Source organism: Nocardioides sp. NPDC127503 (assembly GCF_040302165.1).
In the GTDB taxonomy this organism is placed as follows: Bacteria; Actinomycetota; Actinomycetes; order Propionibacteriales; family Nocardioidaceae; genus Nocardioides.
In genome coordinates this window covers 383,013-399,699 of record NZ_JBEORH010000005.1, presented here as the reverse complement: position 1 = coordinate 399,699, position 16,687 = coordinate 383,013, and the positions used below count along the sequence as shown (strand labels likewise).

General features: G+C 69.8%; 15 protein-coding genes. 10 read left to right on the top strand and 5 right to left on the bottom strand.

Going from position 1 to position 16,687, the window contains the following annotated elements; all coding sequences use genetic code 11:
- Positions 1-16: 16 nt before the first annotated feature.
- Both purS and purQ read left to right on the top strand, forming a co-directional pair.
- Positions 17-280, top strand: a complete 264-nt coding sequence (purS, locus tag ABTW65_RS14580; protein WP_350661172.1) for a phosphoribosylformylglycinamidine synthase subunit PurS — start codon at positions 17-19, stop codon at positions 278-280.
- Positions 277-945, top strand: coding sequence for a phosphoribosylformylglycinamidine synthase subunit PurQ (gene purQ, locus ABTW65_RS14575; protein ID WP_350661170.1), 669 nt, complete (start codon positions 277-279; stop codon positions 943-945). The genes purS and purQ overlap by 4 nt, the downstream gene beginning before the upstream one ends.
- Positions 946-951: 6 nt before the next feature.
- Here the strand turns inward: purQ and ABTW65_RS14570 are convergent, their stop codons facing one another.
- On the bottom strand, positions 952-2,256 hold the full coding sequence (locus ABTW65_RS14570; RefSeq protein WP_350661168.1) for a glycoside hydrolase domain-containing protein: 1,305 nt from the start codon (positions 2,254-2,256) through the stop codon (positions 952-954).
- A 125-nt stretch (positions 2,257-2,381) separates the two neighbouring features.
- Entirely contained in the window at positions 2,382-3,824 is a 1,443-nt protein-coding gene (locus ABTW65_RS14565) for an MFS transporter (RefSeq protein ID WP_350661167.1), read from the bottom strand.
- A gap of 174 nt (positions 3,825-3,998) precedes the next feature.
- On the opposite strand from ABTW65_RS14565, the gene ABTW65_RS14560 reads away from it, so the two are divergent.
- The 5 genes from ABTW65_RS14560 to ABTW65_RS14540 all read left to right on the top strand — a co-directional run bounded on the left by ABTW65_RS14560 (position 3,999) and on the right by ABTW65_RS14540 (position 8,012).
- Positions 3,999-4,550: a TetR/AcrR family transcriptional regulator gene (locus tag ABTW65_RS14560; RefSeq protein ID WP_350661165.1), complete on the top strand. Its 552-nt coding sequence runs from the start codon at positions 3,999-4,001 to the stop codon at positions 4,548-4,550.
- A gap of 24 nt (positions 4,551-4,574) precedes the next feature.
- Positions 4,575-5,081, top strand: a complete 507-nt coding sequence (locus ABTW65_RS14555) for a YflT domain-containing protein (protein ID WP_350661163.1) — start codon at positions 4,575-4,577, stop codon at positions 5,079-5,081.
- Positions 5,082-5,183: 102 nt separating this feature from the next.
- Entirely contained in the window at positions 5,184-5,603 is a 420-nt protein-coding gene (locus ABTW65_RS14550) for a hypothetical protein (protein ID WP_350661161.1), read from the top strand.
- Between the two features lie 11 nt (positions 5,604-5,614).
- Entirely contained in the window at positions 5,615-7,411 is a 1,797-nt protein-coding gene (locus ABTW65_RS14545; protein WP_350661159.1) for a M91 family zinc metallopeptidase, read from the top strand.
- Positions 7,398-8,012 (top strand): hypothetical protein, encoded by a 615-nt coding sequence (locus ABTW65_RS14540; protein WP_350661157.1) that lies wholly within the window; start codon positions 7,398-7,400, stop codon positions 8,010-8,012. Before ABTW65_RS14545 ends, ABTW65_RS14540 begins: the two co-directional genes overlap by 14 nt.
- A gap of 38 nt (positions 8,013-8,050) precedes the next feature.
- On the opposite strand, the gene ABTW65_RS14535 is transcribed toward ABTW65_RS14540, so the two are convergent.
- On the bottom strand, positions 8,051-9,403 hold the full coding sequence (locus ABTW65_RS14535) for a glycoside hydrolase domain-containing protein (protein WP_350661155.1): 1,353 nt from the start codon (positions 9,401-9,403) through the stop codon (positions 8,051-8,053).
- A gap of 59 nt (positions 9,404-9,462) precedes the next feature.
- Complete coding sequence (locus ABTW65_RS14530) at positions 9,463-10,854, bottom strand: sulfatase-like hydrolase/transferase (protein WP_350661153.1); 1,392 nt, start codon at positions 10,852-10,854, stop codon at positions 9,463-9,465.
- Positions 10,855-11,037: 183 nt separating this feature from the next.
- Between ABTW65_RS14530 and ABTW65_RS14525 the strand changes: the two genes are divergently transcribed.
- The 3 genes from ABTW65_RS14525 (at position 11,038) to ABTW65_RS14515 (ending at position 15,128) form a co-directional block, all read left to right on the top strand.
- Positions 11,038-11,682, top strand: coding sequence for a hypothetical protein (locus tag ABTW65_RS14525; RefSeq protein ID WP_350661151.1), 645 nt, complete (start codon positions 11,038-11,040; stop codon positions 11,680-11,682).
- A gap of 41 nt (positions 11,683-11,723) precedes the next feature.
- Positions 11,724-14,012 carry a phosphoribosylformylglycinamidine synthase subunit PurL gene (purL, locus tag ABTW65_RS14520; protein ID WP_350661149.1) on the top strand — a complete coding sequence of 763 codons (2,289 nt, stop codon included), beginning with the start codon at positions 11,724-11,726 and terminating at the stop codon, positions 14,010-14,012.
- Positions 14,013-14,093: 81 nt separating this feature from the next.
- Positions 14,094-15,128, top strand: a complete 1,035-nt coding sequence (locus ABTW65_RS14515) for a CAP domain-containing protein (protein ID WP_350661147.1) — start codon at positions 14,094-14,096, stop codon at positions 15,126-15,128.
- A 3-nt stretch (positions 15,129-15,131) separates the two neighbouring features.
- Here ABTW65_RS14515 and ABTW65_RS14510 read toward each other — a convergent pair whose 3' ends face one another.
- On the bottom strand, positions 15,132-16,634 hold the full coding sequence (locus ABTW65_RS14510) for a DHA2 family efflux MFS transporter permease subunit (RefSeq protein WP_350661145.1): 1,503 nt from the start codon (positions 16,632-16,634) through the stop codon (positions 15,132-15,134).
- Positions 16,635-16,687 lie beyond the last annotated feature (53 nt).

The following is a 16,687-nucleotide window of genomic DNA, read 5'->3' as shown; positions in this document are numbered from 1 at the left end:
CACCTAGACTGCAGCCATGCCTCGCGTTGTCGTCGACGTCATGCCCAAGCCCGAGATTCTCGACCCGCAGGGGAAAGCCGTACTCGGCGCCCTGCCGCGGCTCGGGTTCACCGGGGTCACCGAGGTCCGTCAGGGCAAGCGGTTCGAGCTGGAGATCCCCGAGGTCACCGACGACGCGCTCGCCCAGATCGAGAAGCTGGCCGAGACCTTCCTGGCCAACACGGTGATCGAGAACTACGTCGTTCGGGTGGAAGAGCCAGCCCAGGAGACGGCCAAGTGAAGATCGGCGTCATCACCTTCCCGGGCACGCTCGACGACGTCGACGCGCAGCGCGCCGTCCGTGTCGGCGGCAACGAGGCCGTCGCGCTGTGGCACGGCGACCACGATCTGCAGGGCGTCGACGCGGTGATCCTGCCGGGCGGCTTCTCCTACGGCGACTACCTGCGCTGCGGTGCCATCTCCCGCTTCGCGCCGATCATGACCGAGGTCATCGAGGGCGCCCAGAAGGGACTGCCGGTGCTCGGCATCTGCAACGGCTTCCAGATGCTCGTCGAGTCCCACCTGCTTCCCGGCGGCCTGCTGCGCAACGACCACCTCAAGTTCATCTGCCGCGACCAGAAGCTGCGCATCGAGAACATCTCGACCGCCTGGACCTCCGCGTTCACCCAGAACCAGGAGATCGTGGTCCCGCTGAAGAACGGCGAGGGGCAGTACGTCGCCGACGCCGACACCATCAAGCGGCTCGAGGACGAGGGCCGCATCGTGGCGCGCTACCTCGACGTGAACCCCAACGGCTCGGTCAACGACATCGCCGGCATCACCAACGAGGCCGGCAACGTCGTCGGCCTGATGCCCCACCCCGAGCACGCCGTGGAGACGCTCACCGGCTCCGGCACGGACGGGCTCGGCTTCTTCACCTCGCTGGCCGAGAAGGCTTTCGCCTGACCTCTCTCAGCGCGCGTGGGCGAGGTCGTACCAGGTGGTGGCCGTCGCCATGCCGTTGGTCGTGCGCCCGAGCCGCCGCTGATAGGCGACCAGGCCGACGTGGGTGGTCCAGTCGAGCACCCCGGTGACCTTGACCCGCTCCTCGGTACGGGTGGTGGAGTTGAGGGCCCGCTGAAGGTCGCGGACCTGGTCCCCGGCGGAGCCGCGCTTCAGGATCGGGTGCCGGTTGGCGGCCCACAGGGTCTTCCAGGCGCCCCTGGTCCACAGGTCGCGTACCGCCAGCCCGTGCGTGCGCTGCCAGTCGTGGACCGCGGCCCGTAGCCCGGAGCCGTACGTCCCGCTCATCACGCCGTCGAAGGTGCCGCGGGTACTGAGCATGCACTTGAGTGCCTTCACGTACGCCGCCGGCGGTGTGTAGGTCGTGGTCGCCGGCTTGAGGTCGGGGTAGTAGTCGAAGTCGACGCGTACGCCACCGCACCGGACCACCGCCGGGGCGTAGGAGCCGCGGCCGACGTCGAGATAGTCGGAGTCGATGTTGATCGTGACGCCACCGTGGGTCTCGTCGTGGCCGCCGCGGTACTGCTTGACGCGGTCGTGGTCGCTCCATACCGAGTCCGGGATGTACGTCGTCGAGGTGTTCGCCTTGCCGTCCCAGTCCGCGATCCACAGGTCGGAGGGATAGGTGAACCCGCTCGGCTGGGCTCGCCAGACGTCGTAGATCGCCTTGATCCCCGATGCCGCGCTGGAGTACATCGCCGAGCGGTAGCCGAGCACCTTGATCCGATAGCTCCACGCGGAGATGAACCACATCGCCGACTCGCGGCAGACCCGGTTGGTGAGGTCGAAGGCCTCGAGGTCGTAGAACATGGTGCTGCCGGCGGAGATCCCGTAGCCCTTGGCGGCGGTGACCGCCGTGTTGGCCTCGTTGATCGCCTGGCGCCTCGCCGCCGCATAGCCGTCGGCCGGGTCGGGGTTGATCCGCGTGTCGTCGCCATAGCGCGGGTAGCGCGGGTTGCACGACGCCTGCGGGCCGAGCGTGATCGGCAGCAGCCGCCAGCCACGCGCCTGCTGGTTGCGCACCCAGGTGGCCGAGAGGTGCGTCTGGATGCGGCAGGCACGTGACCTGCCGGAGATGTAGATGCCCACGCCGGTGAAGTTCGAGGCCTTCCACCATTGGTCCATCGCGGTCTGTGACGGTGCCTGGCACTGGTCGAAGCCGAAGCCGGTGAAGTTGCCCGGAGTGACCGGGTTTGCAGCCGTCGCGGGGCGGGCCGAAGCCAGCCCCGCGACGACCAGGATGCTTGCGATCACGCCGGCGCCGAGTGCGCGCCGGGTGCGCCTGAAACTGATACCCCCCATGGTTCAGTGGAGCACCGGGCATCCCCTTGCGCCATAGCCCAGGTGACTCATCCCGAGGGGCCTCTGTACGCGTTGATTCAGTCGATCTCGACCGCTGCCCGTCCGGGGGTGAACGACCGCGTTCCGGAGGGTCGGCGGAGCACCACGGTGAGCGAGGCGATGACGCCGAGCGCGCCCAGTGCGGCCGCGGCGTAGAAGGCCTCGCGCATCCCCGGGACGACCTCGCCCGGGGTGCCGTTGGCGACGTAGACCGAGGCGATCACGGCCAGTCCGATCGAGCCGCCGAGCTGCTGCATGGTCTGCACCAGACCCGAGGCCGAGCCGGCGTGGGCGGCGTCGACACCCTCCAGGCCGAGGGCCGTGGTGGAGGTGAAGACGAGCGAGGCGAAGGCGCCGTTGAGGAGGAACGGGGCCAGGACGGCGCCGGCGTACGTGCTGGTCTCCGTGAGCGTGCTCAGCCACAGGAACGACACCGTGAGGCCGGTGGCGCCCAGGACCAGCACCCGCGACATCCCGATCCGGGCCGCGATCCGAGGCGCCACCCGCGACATCGCGAAAATCATCAGGGTGAGCGGCAGGAACGCCAGCCCGGAAGCGAGCGGCCCCATGCCCAGGACACCCTGCAGGTAGATCACGGTCAGGTAGAAGGTCGCGAACTGAGCCCCGACCAGCCCGACCGCGGCGATGAAAGCGGCGACGCGGCGGTGGCTGTTGAAGAGGTGGAGCTGCAGCAGCGGGTGGGCCACCCGGCGCTCGGCGAGCACGAGGGCGACCAGCAGGAGCAGGCCGACCGCGATCCCACCGATGGTGCGCGCGGACGTCCAGCCGTGCTCCGGTGCGCCGATCAGCGACCAGACGATCGCGGCCGCACCACCGGTGGCGGTCACGGCGCCGACGATGTCGAAGCGTCCCGGCCGCGGCGCGGTCTCGGCGACGAGGCGGCCGACGAGGGCGAGCACGACGAGCCCGATCGGTACGTTGATGAACAGCGTCCAGCGCCACGACGCGATGTCGGTCAGGATGCCGCCGAGGATCAGACCGATCGAGGCACCGCTGGAGGAGACGGCGGAGAAGAGCGCGATCGCCCGGGCACGGCCGGCCTCGTCCTTCGCCGACGTGGTCAGCAGGGCGAGCACCTGAGGCGCGGCGATCGCGGCACCGAAGCCCTGCAGGGCGCGGGCGATGACGAGCAGGTCGTCGGTCGGCGCGAACCCGCCGGCCAGGGAGAAGAGGGTGAAGACGGAGAGGCCGGCGACGAACATGCGCCGCCTGCCGAACACGTCGCCGAGGCGGCCGCCGAGCAGCAGCAGGCCGCCGAAGGCGAGGGTGTAGCCGTTGAGCACCCAGGTGAGTGCTGCCGGGGTGAACTCGAGGTCGTCGGCGATCCGGGGGAGCGCGACGTTCACGACTGCCGCGTCGAGCACGATCATCAGCTGGGCGACCAGGACCAGGGCGATCCCGGCGCCGGCGGCGGCCTTGGTGGCCGCGGGTGGCTTGGGTGGTGCCACGGTGGATGTCATTCGAGAGCTCCTGTTGGAGACGGAAGAGGAGTACAGTGAAGCGGAGGAAGCCTCCGCTTGATGAAGACACTACCGGAGGGTGTCTCCGGTTAGCAATGCATTTAGCTGCCGCGGCGGGGGCTGCTGTTAACCTGAGGCGCCCGCAGCGAGGCGGGAGCCACTGAGGAGGTCCGGATGAGAGCCGACGCGCAGCGCAACCGCGAGCGGCTGATCGAGGTCGCCCATGCGGTGTTCAAGGAGCGCGGTCTCGACGCACCTCTGGACGAGGTGGCTCGACGTGCGGGCGTCGGTCCCGGCACCCTCTACCGCCACTTCCCGACCCGCGAGGCGCTCCACGAGGCGATCATGGCCACCTGGATCGAGGAGGTCGCCGCCCACGTCGAGAAGGCGATGGCGACAGAGGGCGGGTGCCGGGAGAAGCTGCTCGCCTGGTTCGAGGAGTACGTCTCGCTGCTGACCCGCCACCAGGGCGCCGCCGCCAAGATCACCGCCTCCCTGGGCTGCCAGGACTCCCCGCTGCGCACCAAGTGCCAGACCTACGCCGACGCCAACGAGAGCGTCCTGACGGAGATGGCCGAGCACGGCGTGCTCCGCGAGGGTGTCGACAACCTCGACGTGTGCCGCCTCCTCGGCGGCGTCGCGACCATGGCCGACCACTCCTCGCTCGAGGCCAAGGACGTACGTCCCATGCTCGACGTCATCGCGAACGGCGTCCTCAAGAACTGACCCCGGCTGGGGCACACTGGGCGTATGTCCTTCACCTCGCCGGTCAGCGGCCCGCAGAGCCCGCTGAAGCTGGAGTTTCCCCAGTCGCTCGCGACCTATGACGACTACGCCGCCGCGCAGAAGACGGTCGACTTCCTCTCCGACAAGGAGTTCCCGGTCGAGAACTGCATGATCGTCGGCACCGAGCTGAAGCAGATCGAGCGGATCACCGGCCGCCTCACCTGGAGCAAGGTCGCTCTCGCCGGCGTGCTCTCCGGCGCCTGGCTCGGTGTCTTCGTCGGCCTGATCATGTCGCTCTTCGGCAACGAGAACTTCCTCTTCATCCTGCTGTCGACAGTGCTCCTCGGCGTCGTCTTCGGCCTCATCTGGTCGCTGATCGGCTACGCCGCCACCCGCGGCACCCGCGACTTCTCGAGCGTCAAGGTCATCGTGCCGACCAAGTACGAGGTCCTGGTCGAGCACAAGGTCGCCGGCCGCGCCCGCGAGCTCCTCGCCGACCTACCGGGTGCCCTCCCCAACCCCTTCTCCTGACGGTCCGCCACTCACCGGCGTCTCGGATGGTGAGATAGGCGCGGCGTTCGCGTGTAGCCACGCGTCTTCCGGGGAAGAACTCCGTTGGAGAGGGAGGCCCCGATGTCATCTCAGATCAACGTACGTCCTGACGAGCTCGTCAAGCTCGCCGACCGCTGCATCGACTGGGCGATGGACCTGACCGGCGCGACCACGGACAACGCCGGCGCACTCGTGGTCGCCTCACGCGATGCCGGCAACACCCAGGGCGGCTACGACACCACGGCTGCCCACGGGCCGCTGGTCGAGGCCGCGTCCAGTGCGCTCGAGTCGTTCGCGGCCGTCTTCGAGGCGGACGCCGACGCCCTCATGCTGTGTGCGTTCGACATCTCCGCGACCGACGAGGAGATCGCCCGGGCCGCACAGTCCAGCAACTCGCTGGAGCCGGGTCCGACGCCGCGGCCCCCGGAGCCGACTCCGGGACCGCCGCCGCCCTCGCCCACTCCGAGCCCGTCTCCGGGCCCGTCCCCGACCCCGCGCTGAGAGGCACCGAGATGTCCGAAGGCACCTGGAAGCTGTGGGACGACGCGTCGTCGATCGACGACGCGTCGCGTGGCTGGACGTCGATCGCCAAGGCGCTCGACAGCGTCACCGAGTCGTTCATCAGCGGCTCCAAGGACGTGGTCGCCGACTGGGAGGGCCAGACGGCCGAGTCCTACGAAGGGCATCGCAAGACGCTTCTGACCGACCTCGACAAGGCGCGTGACCTCGCCGACAAGGCAGCCTCGGCTACGGCCCGGATCGCCGGCACCGTACGCATCGCCCAGGGCCACCTCGACCAGTCCTGGGCGACGGTGGCGCACATCCCGCACCAGGGCAGCCCCTCGGGCGACATCCGGTTCCAGCCCGAGACCCCCGAGGACAGCAAGCTGGTCACCGACGCCATCGCGCGTGCCTCCGAGATCAGGACCGGACTCGACCGCGACCTCAACGCCGACCGACAGGTGCTGGTCGACACCACCGCCGCCTGGCAGGACCTGTCGACGAGCATGGCGGCGATCGCCGAGGCCGGACAGGACCCGTTCCACCTCCCCGCCGACGTGGACTCGGTCGGCATGATCAACGTCGACGGCAAGACCTACATCAACACCGGCAGCGGCGACGACGTGGTCACGGTCGGGATCAACCCGTTGACCGGAAGGCAGGTCGTCACCGTCAACGGTCAGATGTACGACGTACCTCCCGGCAACGAGATCGTCATCCGCGCCGGCGAGGGCAACGACGAGATCAACGTACCGCAGGGCACCAACGTCAACCTCTCGCTGCTCGGTGGCAGAGGCGACGACCGGCTCAACGGCGGCAGCGGGAGCGACCGCATCCTCGGTGGCCAGGACCGCGACCACATCTTCGCCGGCGACGGCGACGACCGGGTCTCGGGCGGCACCGACCGCGACTACATCGACGCCCAGGGTGGCAACGACCTCGCCACCGGAGCGGGCGGCGACGACACCGTCTACGGCATGGCCGGAAACGACCGGATCAGCGGTGGTCGCGGCCAGGACTACCTCGAAGGCGCCGATGGCGACGACCTGCTCGTCGGCGGCGACGGCAACGACATCGCCTCCGGCGGTGATGACAACGACCGGATCCATGGCGGCGCCGGCGCCGACGTGACTTACGCCGGCCGGGGGACCGACACCACCTACGGTGGCTCGGGTGACGACAAGGCCCACAGCGAGTCCGGCGACACCGACGAGGACGTCGAGCAGCACGTGACGGTCCAGATCACCGAGGTCCCGGAGTGGATCAAGATCGAGGGTTCGCCGGAGTTCGTCGCCCGGACCCGCGCCGACCTCGAGATGCTGGCCGCGTCGCCGACGGGCCAGCAGATGCTCGCCGCGTTGGACCGGAGACACGACGACTCGGGTGTATTCGGGATCGGGCAGGAGAACCTGACCATCCGCGAGTACGTCGGTGACACCCCGAACAGCTCGGCGTCCAACGGGCCGATGGGCGGCAACGAGATCGAGTACATGCCGGACATCGACACGATGAACACCGGCAACCGTGCTCCTCAGACGCCCGTCGACGGCCCGCCGGTTGCGGTGCTCTACCACGAGATGGCGCACGTCTACGACTACATGCACGACACGCTCGAGCCCGGCGAGTATCACGGTGACGACCCCGAGAACCAGGGGACGAACAACCGTGAGCGCGAGGCTGCCGGTCTTCCCGTCGATCACGACAACGACCCCAGCACCCCGGAGCAGATCGACCCGGACCATCCGTACGTCTACACCGAGAACGGGCTCCGCGACGAGATGGGAGCTCCGCACCGTGACCACTACTAGGTTGATGCTCCTGGCATCGCTGCTGACGGCGGGAGGTCTGGTGATGAGCGGCTGCGCGAAGGTCCCGGAGGGGGAGCGCGAGATCGAAGGGGTCCGGTTCGATTCCGAGATCACCCAGGCGGGCGGAGCGCTCGAGGTCAGCTATCGGGTGATCAACGACGCGGACACCGACGTCTACGTGGTCGACTCGGTGCCGACGTACGCCAACGGGGCGCTGCAGCCCGCGTCGGCGGACACCGTCTACGTCCTGGGCAGCGGCGGGAGCCGGGCCGAGGTCAGCAAGCGGGTCTTCGCGCTGCCGGAGGACAAGTCGTTCGCGCAGATGCCGGCGGTCGGTTGGGTCAAGCTGGCGGCGGGCGAGGAAATGAGTCGGGACGTACGCGTGCCGTTGCCGCTCGAGGAATACCGACCGTTCGACGACGACTCCGTCCCGGAGCTTCCGGACCCGGTCGAGGAGGTCATCTTCTGCGTCGGTGTCCTCGACCTCCGCGACCTCTACCCCAAGGGCGTCCCGGCAGAGGTGACCGGTCTCGCCCACTCCGACTCGGCCGCGGAGTCGCAGCAGATCCTCTGCTCAGAGCCCATGGAGTTGCGAAGCTGAGCGTGGTTCATGGGCCACGCTCAGCTTCACGACCTCGATCAGCGGCCGTGGGCCAGGTCGTACCAGGTGACCTCGGTGGCCATGCCGTTCGCGGTGCGGCCGAGGCGCTTCTGGTAGGCGACGAGGGCGACATGGGTGTTCCAGTCCATGACGCCGGTGATCTTCGGGCGCTCCGGCGCGGAGGTGGCGCTGAGGGCGCGCTGGAGGTCGCGGACGCTCTCGCCTGCGGAGCCACGCTTCAGGAGTGGGCGGCTGTTGGCCGCCCACAGCGTCTTCCAGGCACCCTGGGTCCAGGTCTTGCGCACCGTCAGGCCGTGCGAGCGCTGCCAGGCGTTGACCGAGCTCACCAACCCCCGGTCGTACGTCCCGTCGATGGGGCCGCCGAAGTTCCCGCGCTCGCGGAGCATGCACTCGAGCGCCTTGGTGTAGATCGGCGAGGGGGTGTAGGAGCTGGTGCGCGGCTTGAGGGCGGGATAGCTGGTGAAGCTGACCGGCACGCCGCCGCAATGCGTCACCGGCCGCGCGTAGGAGCCCCGGCCGAGGTCGACGAAGTTGGAGTCGATCTCGATGGTGGTGCCGCCGTGGGTCTCCTTGTGCGGGCCGCGGTACTGCTTGACGCGGCGGTGCGGGTTCCATGGCTTGTCCGGGATGTAGCGGGTCGAGGTGCCGGCGCGGCCGTCCCAGTCGGCGATCCACAGGTCAGCGGGGTAGACGAACCCGCGCGGCTGGGCGTGCCAGACGGCGTACATCGCCTTGATCCCGGACGACGCGCTCGAGTACAGCGCCGGGCGGTAGCCCAGCTTCTTGATCCGGTAGCTCCAGGCCGAGACGAACCACATCGCCGACTCACGACAGCGCTTGTTGCCGATGTCGAAACCCTCGAGGTCGTAGAACATCGTGCTTCCGGCGGCGATGCCGTAGCGCTTGGCTGCCTCCACGGTCGCGCCGGCCTGGGCGACGCCCTGGCGCTTTGCCGTGGCGTACTGGTCGGTCGAGCGGGCGCTGATCCGCGGGTCGTCGCGGTAGCGCGGGAAGTGCGGGTTGCACGAGGCCTGCGGGCCGAGCGTGATCGGCAGCAGCCGCCAGCCACGGGCCTGCTGGGTGCGCACCCACGTCGCGCTCAGGTTGGTCTGCGTGCGGCAGCCGCGCGAGTTGCCGGCGATGTAGATGCCGACCGCGCCGAAGTTGGAGTGCTTCCACCAGCGGTCCATCGCCGCCTGTGACGGCGCCTGGCACTGGTCGAAGCCATAGCCGGTGAAGTTGCCCGGAGTGACCGGGTTCGCGGCCGCCGCGGGGCTGGGTGTTGCCAGCCCCGCGACGCCGACGACGCCCGAGATCAAGCCCGCGCCGAGTGCCCGTCTGACGTACTTGAGCCTGGTGAAGTCCCCCATATTTCGTCACGGTAGTCACAACCGTCACTCAGTTACCAGTGGACTCGCCCAGCCGCGGGTCAGGAGTACGCGAGCAGGGTCTTGTCGATCTTCTCCCAGGCCGCACGGAGCTCCGCCAGGTCCTCGGGCCGCTTCCGGGCCAGGTCGGCCTGCTCGCGTACGTCCTCGCTCAGGTCGTAGAGGTGGTCGGTGCCATCGAGCTGCAGGTACTTCAACGAGCCGCGGCGCAGCGCCCGCTGTCCGCGCATGCGCCAGAACAGGTCCTGGGTCTCGCGCGGCCGGCCGCCGAAGAGGAGCGGAACCAGGCTGGTGCCGTCCAGCGGATAGTCCGCCGACGGCGTCGCGCCGGCGAGCTCCAGGAAGGTCGCGGTCCAGTCGGTCGTGACCGCGGGCTCGTCGCTGACCTGGCGGCCGGGCAGGGTGCCGGGCCAGCTCAGGATGGTGGGCACCCGGATGCCGCCCTCGTTGAGGCCCGACTTCGCTCCGGTGAACGGCCACACGTTGGAGAACCGCTCGCCGCCGTTGTCGCTGGCGAAGAAGACGACGGTGTCGCGGAGCTGGCCGGTGCGCTCGAGTGCCTTGATGACCTGGCCGATCGACTGGTCGAGATCCTCGACCATGGTCTTGTACGTCGCCAGCGAGCCGCCGTCGTTGTGGAAGAGCACGCCCTTCTCGCCGCTCTCGATGCGGGCGGTCAGCTCATCGCTCACCGCCTTGTCCTCGGGGCCCTCCCAGGGCCAGTGCGGGGTGGTGAAGTTGAGGTTCAGGAGCCACGGGGCATCGTGGTCGCGCTCGATGAAGCTGACGGCCTTCTCGGTGACGATCTCGGTGTAGTAGCGAAGGTCCTCGACCTCCACCTCGTCCTCGTAGAGGTCGTACGCCCCGTTGTGGCTGAACTTCGAGAAGTAGTCGATCCCGCCGGAGAAGTTGCCGAAGAACTCGTCCCAGCCGACCCGGGTCGGGCTGTACCAGGGCAGGAAGCCGCAGTGCCACTTGCCGAAGAGGGCCGTCGCGTAGCCCTGCTCCTTGAGCAGCGAGGCCAGTGTCGGGTGGTCGACCGGGATCCCGTGCAGCTCGTTGGGAGACGAGATCGGCTCCGGCAGTCCGCCCGCGAGGCGACCGGGGTAGCGCCCGGTGTAGAGGCCGAAGCGGGTCGGAGAGCAGACCGAGGAGGCGGAGTACGCATCGGTGAACCGCACGCCCGAGGCCGCGAGCCGGTCCAGGTTGGGCGTCTCGATGTCGGGGGAGCCGTAGGCGGACAGATCGGCCCAGCCGAGGTCGTCGCCCAGGATGACCAGGAGGTTGGGCTTGCGCTTGGGCCGGTTGACCTTGCGGGCCTTGAACGGCACCTCGGTGGCTGCGTTGGCGGGGCTGGCGAGGCCGGTGGCGGCGACCGCGCCGGCCCCGCTGGCGAGGAGGCTGCGTCGGCTGAACGTGCTGGGGGAGGACACCGAATGCCCTTTCTTTAGTGAATAACTACGAATAGAAGACTAGGCGCTGGTCCAGCCCGCGGGCAGAGGTCTCGGTCGGCGGGCGCGACGGGACGTTGGTCCCGGTATATATGGGCCCTAACCAAACCCGCCTGGCGGCGTTACCTTGGTAAAGGAATGGTTTCGCCGAGGGGGTGGGGGCCTGTGCAGAAGCGACGCGATCGGGTGACGCCGGTCCTCTTCGCGATCACGGTCATGCTCGCCCTGACGGTCGCCGGGATCATCCACGTCGCACACGGCGGCGAGGTGACCGGGCCGTTCGCGGTCGCCGACCAGGTCAGCTCGACCACCAAGCAGACCAACACGCCCTACGTCTGCTGGGACGGCAACGGCTCCGGCTCCCTGACCCGGTGCCCGGACCCGCGCGGCGCGGACGGCATGAGATGGGTCTTCCCCGGCTACGAGGACGCCGCCCGGAGCGCTGAGTGCGCCCCCGGCGAGACCGGCCCGCGCGACCTCTTCGTGGAGTGCTCGATGTCCTGGCGCGGCAGCCACGTCCACCTCCACTACGCCTACTGGAGCGAGTGGCACACCGGCCAGAGGAAGTACGCCGCCATCGGCTCGACCCCGAGGATCGAGCAGCGTCTCGACGGCGCGATGTCACTCTCCTGGCGCCCGCGCCGGTTGCCCACCCCGCACGGCGAGGCCTCGTGGGTCACCGCCGAGATGGTGGAGGGTCACGGCTGGAGCGTCGCCGCCTACGCCGGGGACGGTGAGGTCGCCCGGCAGGCACTCGAAGAGTTCGGTGAGATCCGCGACCTGCGGGAGTGGCGCGGGCTGCCCCGCTGACGACTAAGGGGATTGGGCACTTCTGACGTAGATTTCTGCCCGTGACCGAGACTTCGTCCGCTGCCGTTGCGTCCGATCTTCCGCTCCTGGACACCGTGCACCACGCTGCCGGTGACCCCGACCGCGAGCAGCCCTGGGCCGAGCTCGGCCTGAAGGAGGACGAGTACGCCGAGATCAAGCGCATCCTCGGCCGCCGGCCGACCGGCGCGGAGCTCGCGATGTACTCGGTGATGTGGTCGGAGCACTGCTCCTACAAGTCCTCCAAGGTGCACCTGAAGCAGTTCGGCGAGATCCCGCAGGAGACCCCGGCCGGCAAGATGCTCGCCGGCATCGGTGAGAACGCGGGCGTGCTCGACGTCGGGCAGGGCTACGCGGTCACCTTCAAGGTCGAGTCGCACAACCACCCCTCCTACGTCGAGCCCCACCAGGGCGCCGCGACCGGCGTCGGCGGCATCGTCCGCGACATCCTCGCGATGGGCGCGCGGCCGGTCGCCGTCATGGACCCGCTCCGCTTCGGCCCGCTGTCCGAGAAGGACACCCACCGGGTGCTGCCCGGGATCGTGTCCGGCATCGGTCACTACGGCAACTGCCTGGGCCTGCCCAACATCGGTGGTGAGGCCGTCTTCGACGCCTCCTACCTCGGCAACCCGCTGGTCAACGCGCTCTGCGTCGGCGTACTGCGCCACGAGGACCTCCACCTCGCCAAGGCGTCCGGCGCCGGCAACCTGGTGATCATGTACGGCGCGCGCACCGGTGGCGACGGCATCGGCGGCGCCTCCATCCTCGCGAGCGTCGAGTTCGACGAGGACGGTCCGGCCAAGCGCCCGAGCGTCCAGGTCGGCGACCCGTTCATGGAGAAGCTGCTGATCGAGTGCACCCTCGAGCTCTTCGCCGCCGGCATCGTCCGCGGCATCCAGGACTTCGGCGCGGCCGGCATCTCGTGTGCCACCTCCGAGCTCGCCGCTGCCGGTGACGGCGGCATGCACGTGCACCTCGAGCGGGTGCCGCTGCGCGACTCGACGCTCGCTCCGGAGGAGATCCTGATGAGCGAGTCCCAGGAGCGGATGATGGCCGTCATCGCGCCCGAGGACGAGGCGACCTTCATGGACATCTGCGCCAAGTGGGACGTCGAGGCGGCCGCGATCGGCACCGTGACCGGCGAGGGCCGGCTGCGCGTCGACTGGCACGGCGAGACCATCGTCGACGTCGACCCGACCACCGTGGCCCACGACGGCCCGGTCTACGAGCGCCCCTACGCCCGCCCGTCGTGGCAGGACGCGCTGCAGGCCGACGTGGCCGAGAAGCTCCCGCGCGCGGCCTCGGCCGACGAGCTCCGCTCGACCGTGCTCCAGCTGGTCGCCTCGGAGAACCTGTGCGACAAGTCCTGGATCACCGAGCAGTACGACCGCTACGTCCGCGGCAACACCGTGCTCTCCCAGCCCGCCGACGGCGGCATGATCCGCGTCGACGAGTCGACCAACCTCGGTGTCGCGCTCGCCACCGACGCCAACGGTCGCTTCGCCAAGCTGGACCCGTACGCCGGTGCCCAGCTCGCGCTGTCCGAGTCCTACCGCAACGTGGCCTCCGTCGGCGCCAAGCCGCTGGCCATCTCCGACTGCCTCAACTTCGGCTCCCCGGAGGACCCGGACGTGATGTGGCAGTTCGCCGAGGCCACCCGTGGTCTGAAGGACGCCTGCCTCGAGCTCGGCATCCCGGTCACCGGCGGCAACGTCTCCCTCTACAACCAGACCGGCGAGACCGCCATCCACCCCACGCCGGTGGTCGCGACGCTCGGTGTGATCGAGGACGTCACCACGCGTACGCCTTCGGACTTCCAGGCTGCCGACGAGGTCGTCGTCCTGCTCGGTGAGACCCACGAGGAGCTCTCCGGCTCGGAGTGGGCCCACGTGGTCCACGGCCACCTCGGCGGGCTGCCGCCCAAGGTGAACCTGGCGGCCGAGAAGGCGCTGGCCGAGCTGCTGCTGGAGGCGCGTTTCGTCACCTCCGCCCACGACCTCTCCGACGGCGGCCTGATGCAGGCGCTGGCCGAGCCGGCGATGTCGTCGGGGATCGGCGTCTCGGTGACGCTCGCCGGCGACCCGTTCGTCGCGCTCTTCTCGGAGTCGGTCGCCCGCGCGATCGTCACCGTGAAGTCCGCCGACGTCGAGCGGCTCACCTCGCTGGCCGAGCGCCACGGGGTCGCGGCCACGCAGCTCGGTGTGACGGGTGGTGCTGCGTACTCGATCTCCTACGACGGTGGCAGCGTCGAGATCCCGCTCGAGGAGCTCACCGGCGTCTGGCGCGCGACCCTGCGGGACGCGCTGGCCTGACGCTCGGTGCGCCGGCGAGGCCCACATCGAGCGCCACCTCGGGCGCAGCACTCCCAAGTAAAGGTCGATACCCTGGCGGGGATGTTCCCCCACCTGCATCGCCCCGTGTCCTATGTCCTCGCCCTTTTGTTGGCGGTTGCCGCGCTGCTCGTCAGCGCTGGTCCGGCCTCCGCGGGGGAGGGCGGAACGATCAAGCGGATGGCGAACTCCGCTCGTGCCGACGCGGGCCTGGACGCGCTGACGCGCGACTCCGCCCTCGACGGCCTGGCGCGGAAGTGGGCCTACAAGATCGCCGCCGACGGGCAGCTCTCGCACAACCCGGACCTCGCCGAGCAGGTGCCGGAGGGATGGCAGGGGGTCGGGGAGAACGTCGCCATGGGCTACCCGACCGGCGCGGAGATGCACCGGGGCTGGATGAACTCCGACGGGCACCGGGCCAACATCCTGGGCGACTACACCCACATCGGGATCGCCTTCGTGGATGTCGACGGCACCACCTGGGGCGTCCAGGTATTCGCGAAGTACCCGCCGGGCACGCGGCCGACCGAGAAGCCGAAGGCCACCGCCGAGCCTGCGCCGACCGCGCCGGCCTCGACCAAGGCCGCGACTCCTCGTCAGGCCCCGAAGCCCAAGAAGTCGGCGACGGCGTCGCCGGCACCGTCGCGTACGCCTTCTGCTTCCGCATCGCCGTCGACGTCGCCCTCGGCGTCACCGTCCGAGTCGGAGTCTTCGTCCGCCGCGCCCATGGGCGACTCGGAGACGGCGGGCCCGGTGACGTTCACCGACGCCTCGGGCGGTCCGGCTCCTGCCTCGAGCGGGCTGTTCGGGATCGGCTTCGTCGAGATCGCCGTCGGCCTGCTCGCGCTGTCGGGTCTGGGGCTCCTCATCGCCCTGCTCCTGGCCCGGCACCGGCGCCGCGAACCGCCTCGGCGCGACCTGCAGGGCCCGCGGCACGTCCGGCCCGTCGGTCCGTACCCCGGCGGCGGGCCGGTCTATCGGGGCCAGGTCCATCCCGCCGCACCCGGCCCCGGTCACCCCAACCCTGGTCCTCCCAACATGGGCCGCCCCGGCCCGGGCCGTCCCAACCCGTACCCCGGCGACCGCCGCCCCTGGTAGGACCTAGTCGGCAACCGCCGCGGCGACCGGCCGCGGGGTGTCGGTGGAGATGCGCCCGGCCGACGGCGTACGCCGGAAGACGAGGAACGCGACCACGGCCGAGATCGCCATCATCGTGACCGGCAGCCAGAACGCGACCTGCAGGGCCTCAGCGGCCAGCGGCGCGACGGCCACCCGCTCGGCGGGCGAGAGGGCGCTGAGCGCTCCGATGCCGTCGCTGCCCAGTCCGGGTAGGCGGGCGGAGAGTGCGGCGGCCAGGAGCACCGAGACGCCGGCCGTGCACAGGGCGGTGGCAACCTGGTTCAGCACGTTGATCATCGTCGAGCCGGCCGGGATGGCGCTGTCCTCGAGGAAGCGGGTGGCGATGGTCATCGTCGGCAGCATCACGAACCCGGCCCCCGCGGTCGCGATGGCGTGGGTGGTGGCCAGGGCCAGCATCGGCGCGTCCGCGCTCAGCTGGAGTGCCAGGGCGCCGAAGCCCAGTGTGGAGATCACGATGCCGGAGCCGATCACCGGCAGCGGCGGGAAGCGGTCGATGAGGCGGCCGGAGACCTGGATCATGATCCCGGCCGCGATGCCGGCGGGAGCCATCAGCAGTCCTGCGGTGGTCGCGGACTCGCCGCGTACGACCTGCCAGTAGAGCGGCACCAGGATCATCGAGCCGAAGTAGCCGCCGGCGAAGCAGACCAGGAGCGCGGCACTGCCGCCGGTCAGGGGCCGGGCGAGGAGCCGGATGTCCAGCAGGGGAGCGGCGGCGCGGAGCGCGTGCCGGACGAAGAGCGCCACCAGGACGATCCCGGCCCCGATCGGAACCAGCACCTGGGCGGCGAGCAGCGTGCCCTCGGCGAACGAGGTGCCCAGCACGAGAAGCGCCATCGCGGGCGGAAGCAGGAGCAGGCCGCGTACGTCCAGACGGGCGCTCGGCCCGCGCTCCAGGCGTGGAAGGTTCCGCATCCCGAGGAAGAGGCCGAGCAGGCCTAGCGGCAGGTTGATCAGGAACATCCACCGCCACGACATCGTGTCGAGCAGCCAGCCGCCGAGCACTGGTCCGAAGACGGGGCCGACCAGCACCGGCAGGCCCATCAGGGCCATCAGGCGGCCGCGCTGCTCGGGCGGTGCCGAGCGCAGCGTCAGGGTCATTGCGGCCGGCATCACGAAGCCGCCGCCGAGCCCCTGCAGCACCCGGAACGCGATCAGCGACTCGACGTTCCACGAGGCCGCGACCAGGCCGGACCCGATGGTGAAGACGCCGATCGCGGTCAGGAAGACCTGGCGGGCGCCGAACCGGCTGATCGCCCAGGCCGCGGCCGGGATGACCGTTGCCAGGGCGAGCGTGTAGCCGGTGGCGACCCACTGGATCACCGGCAGCGAAGCGCCCGTCTCCTGGGAGAGACGGGCGATCGCTACCGCGACGATCGTGATGTCGATCGGGATCATCACCGTGCCGGCGATGACGGTGAGCACGATCGTTGTCGGGCTCGGGGCCGTGCGGAGTCGGGGTGTCATGCGTCCAGTGTGGAAGTTGAAGTGAACTTGAGGTCAAGCGGGTTCTGGCCCGA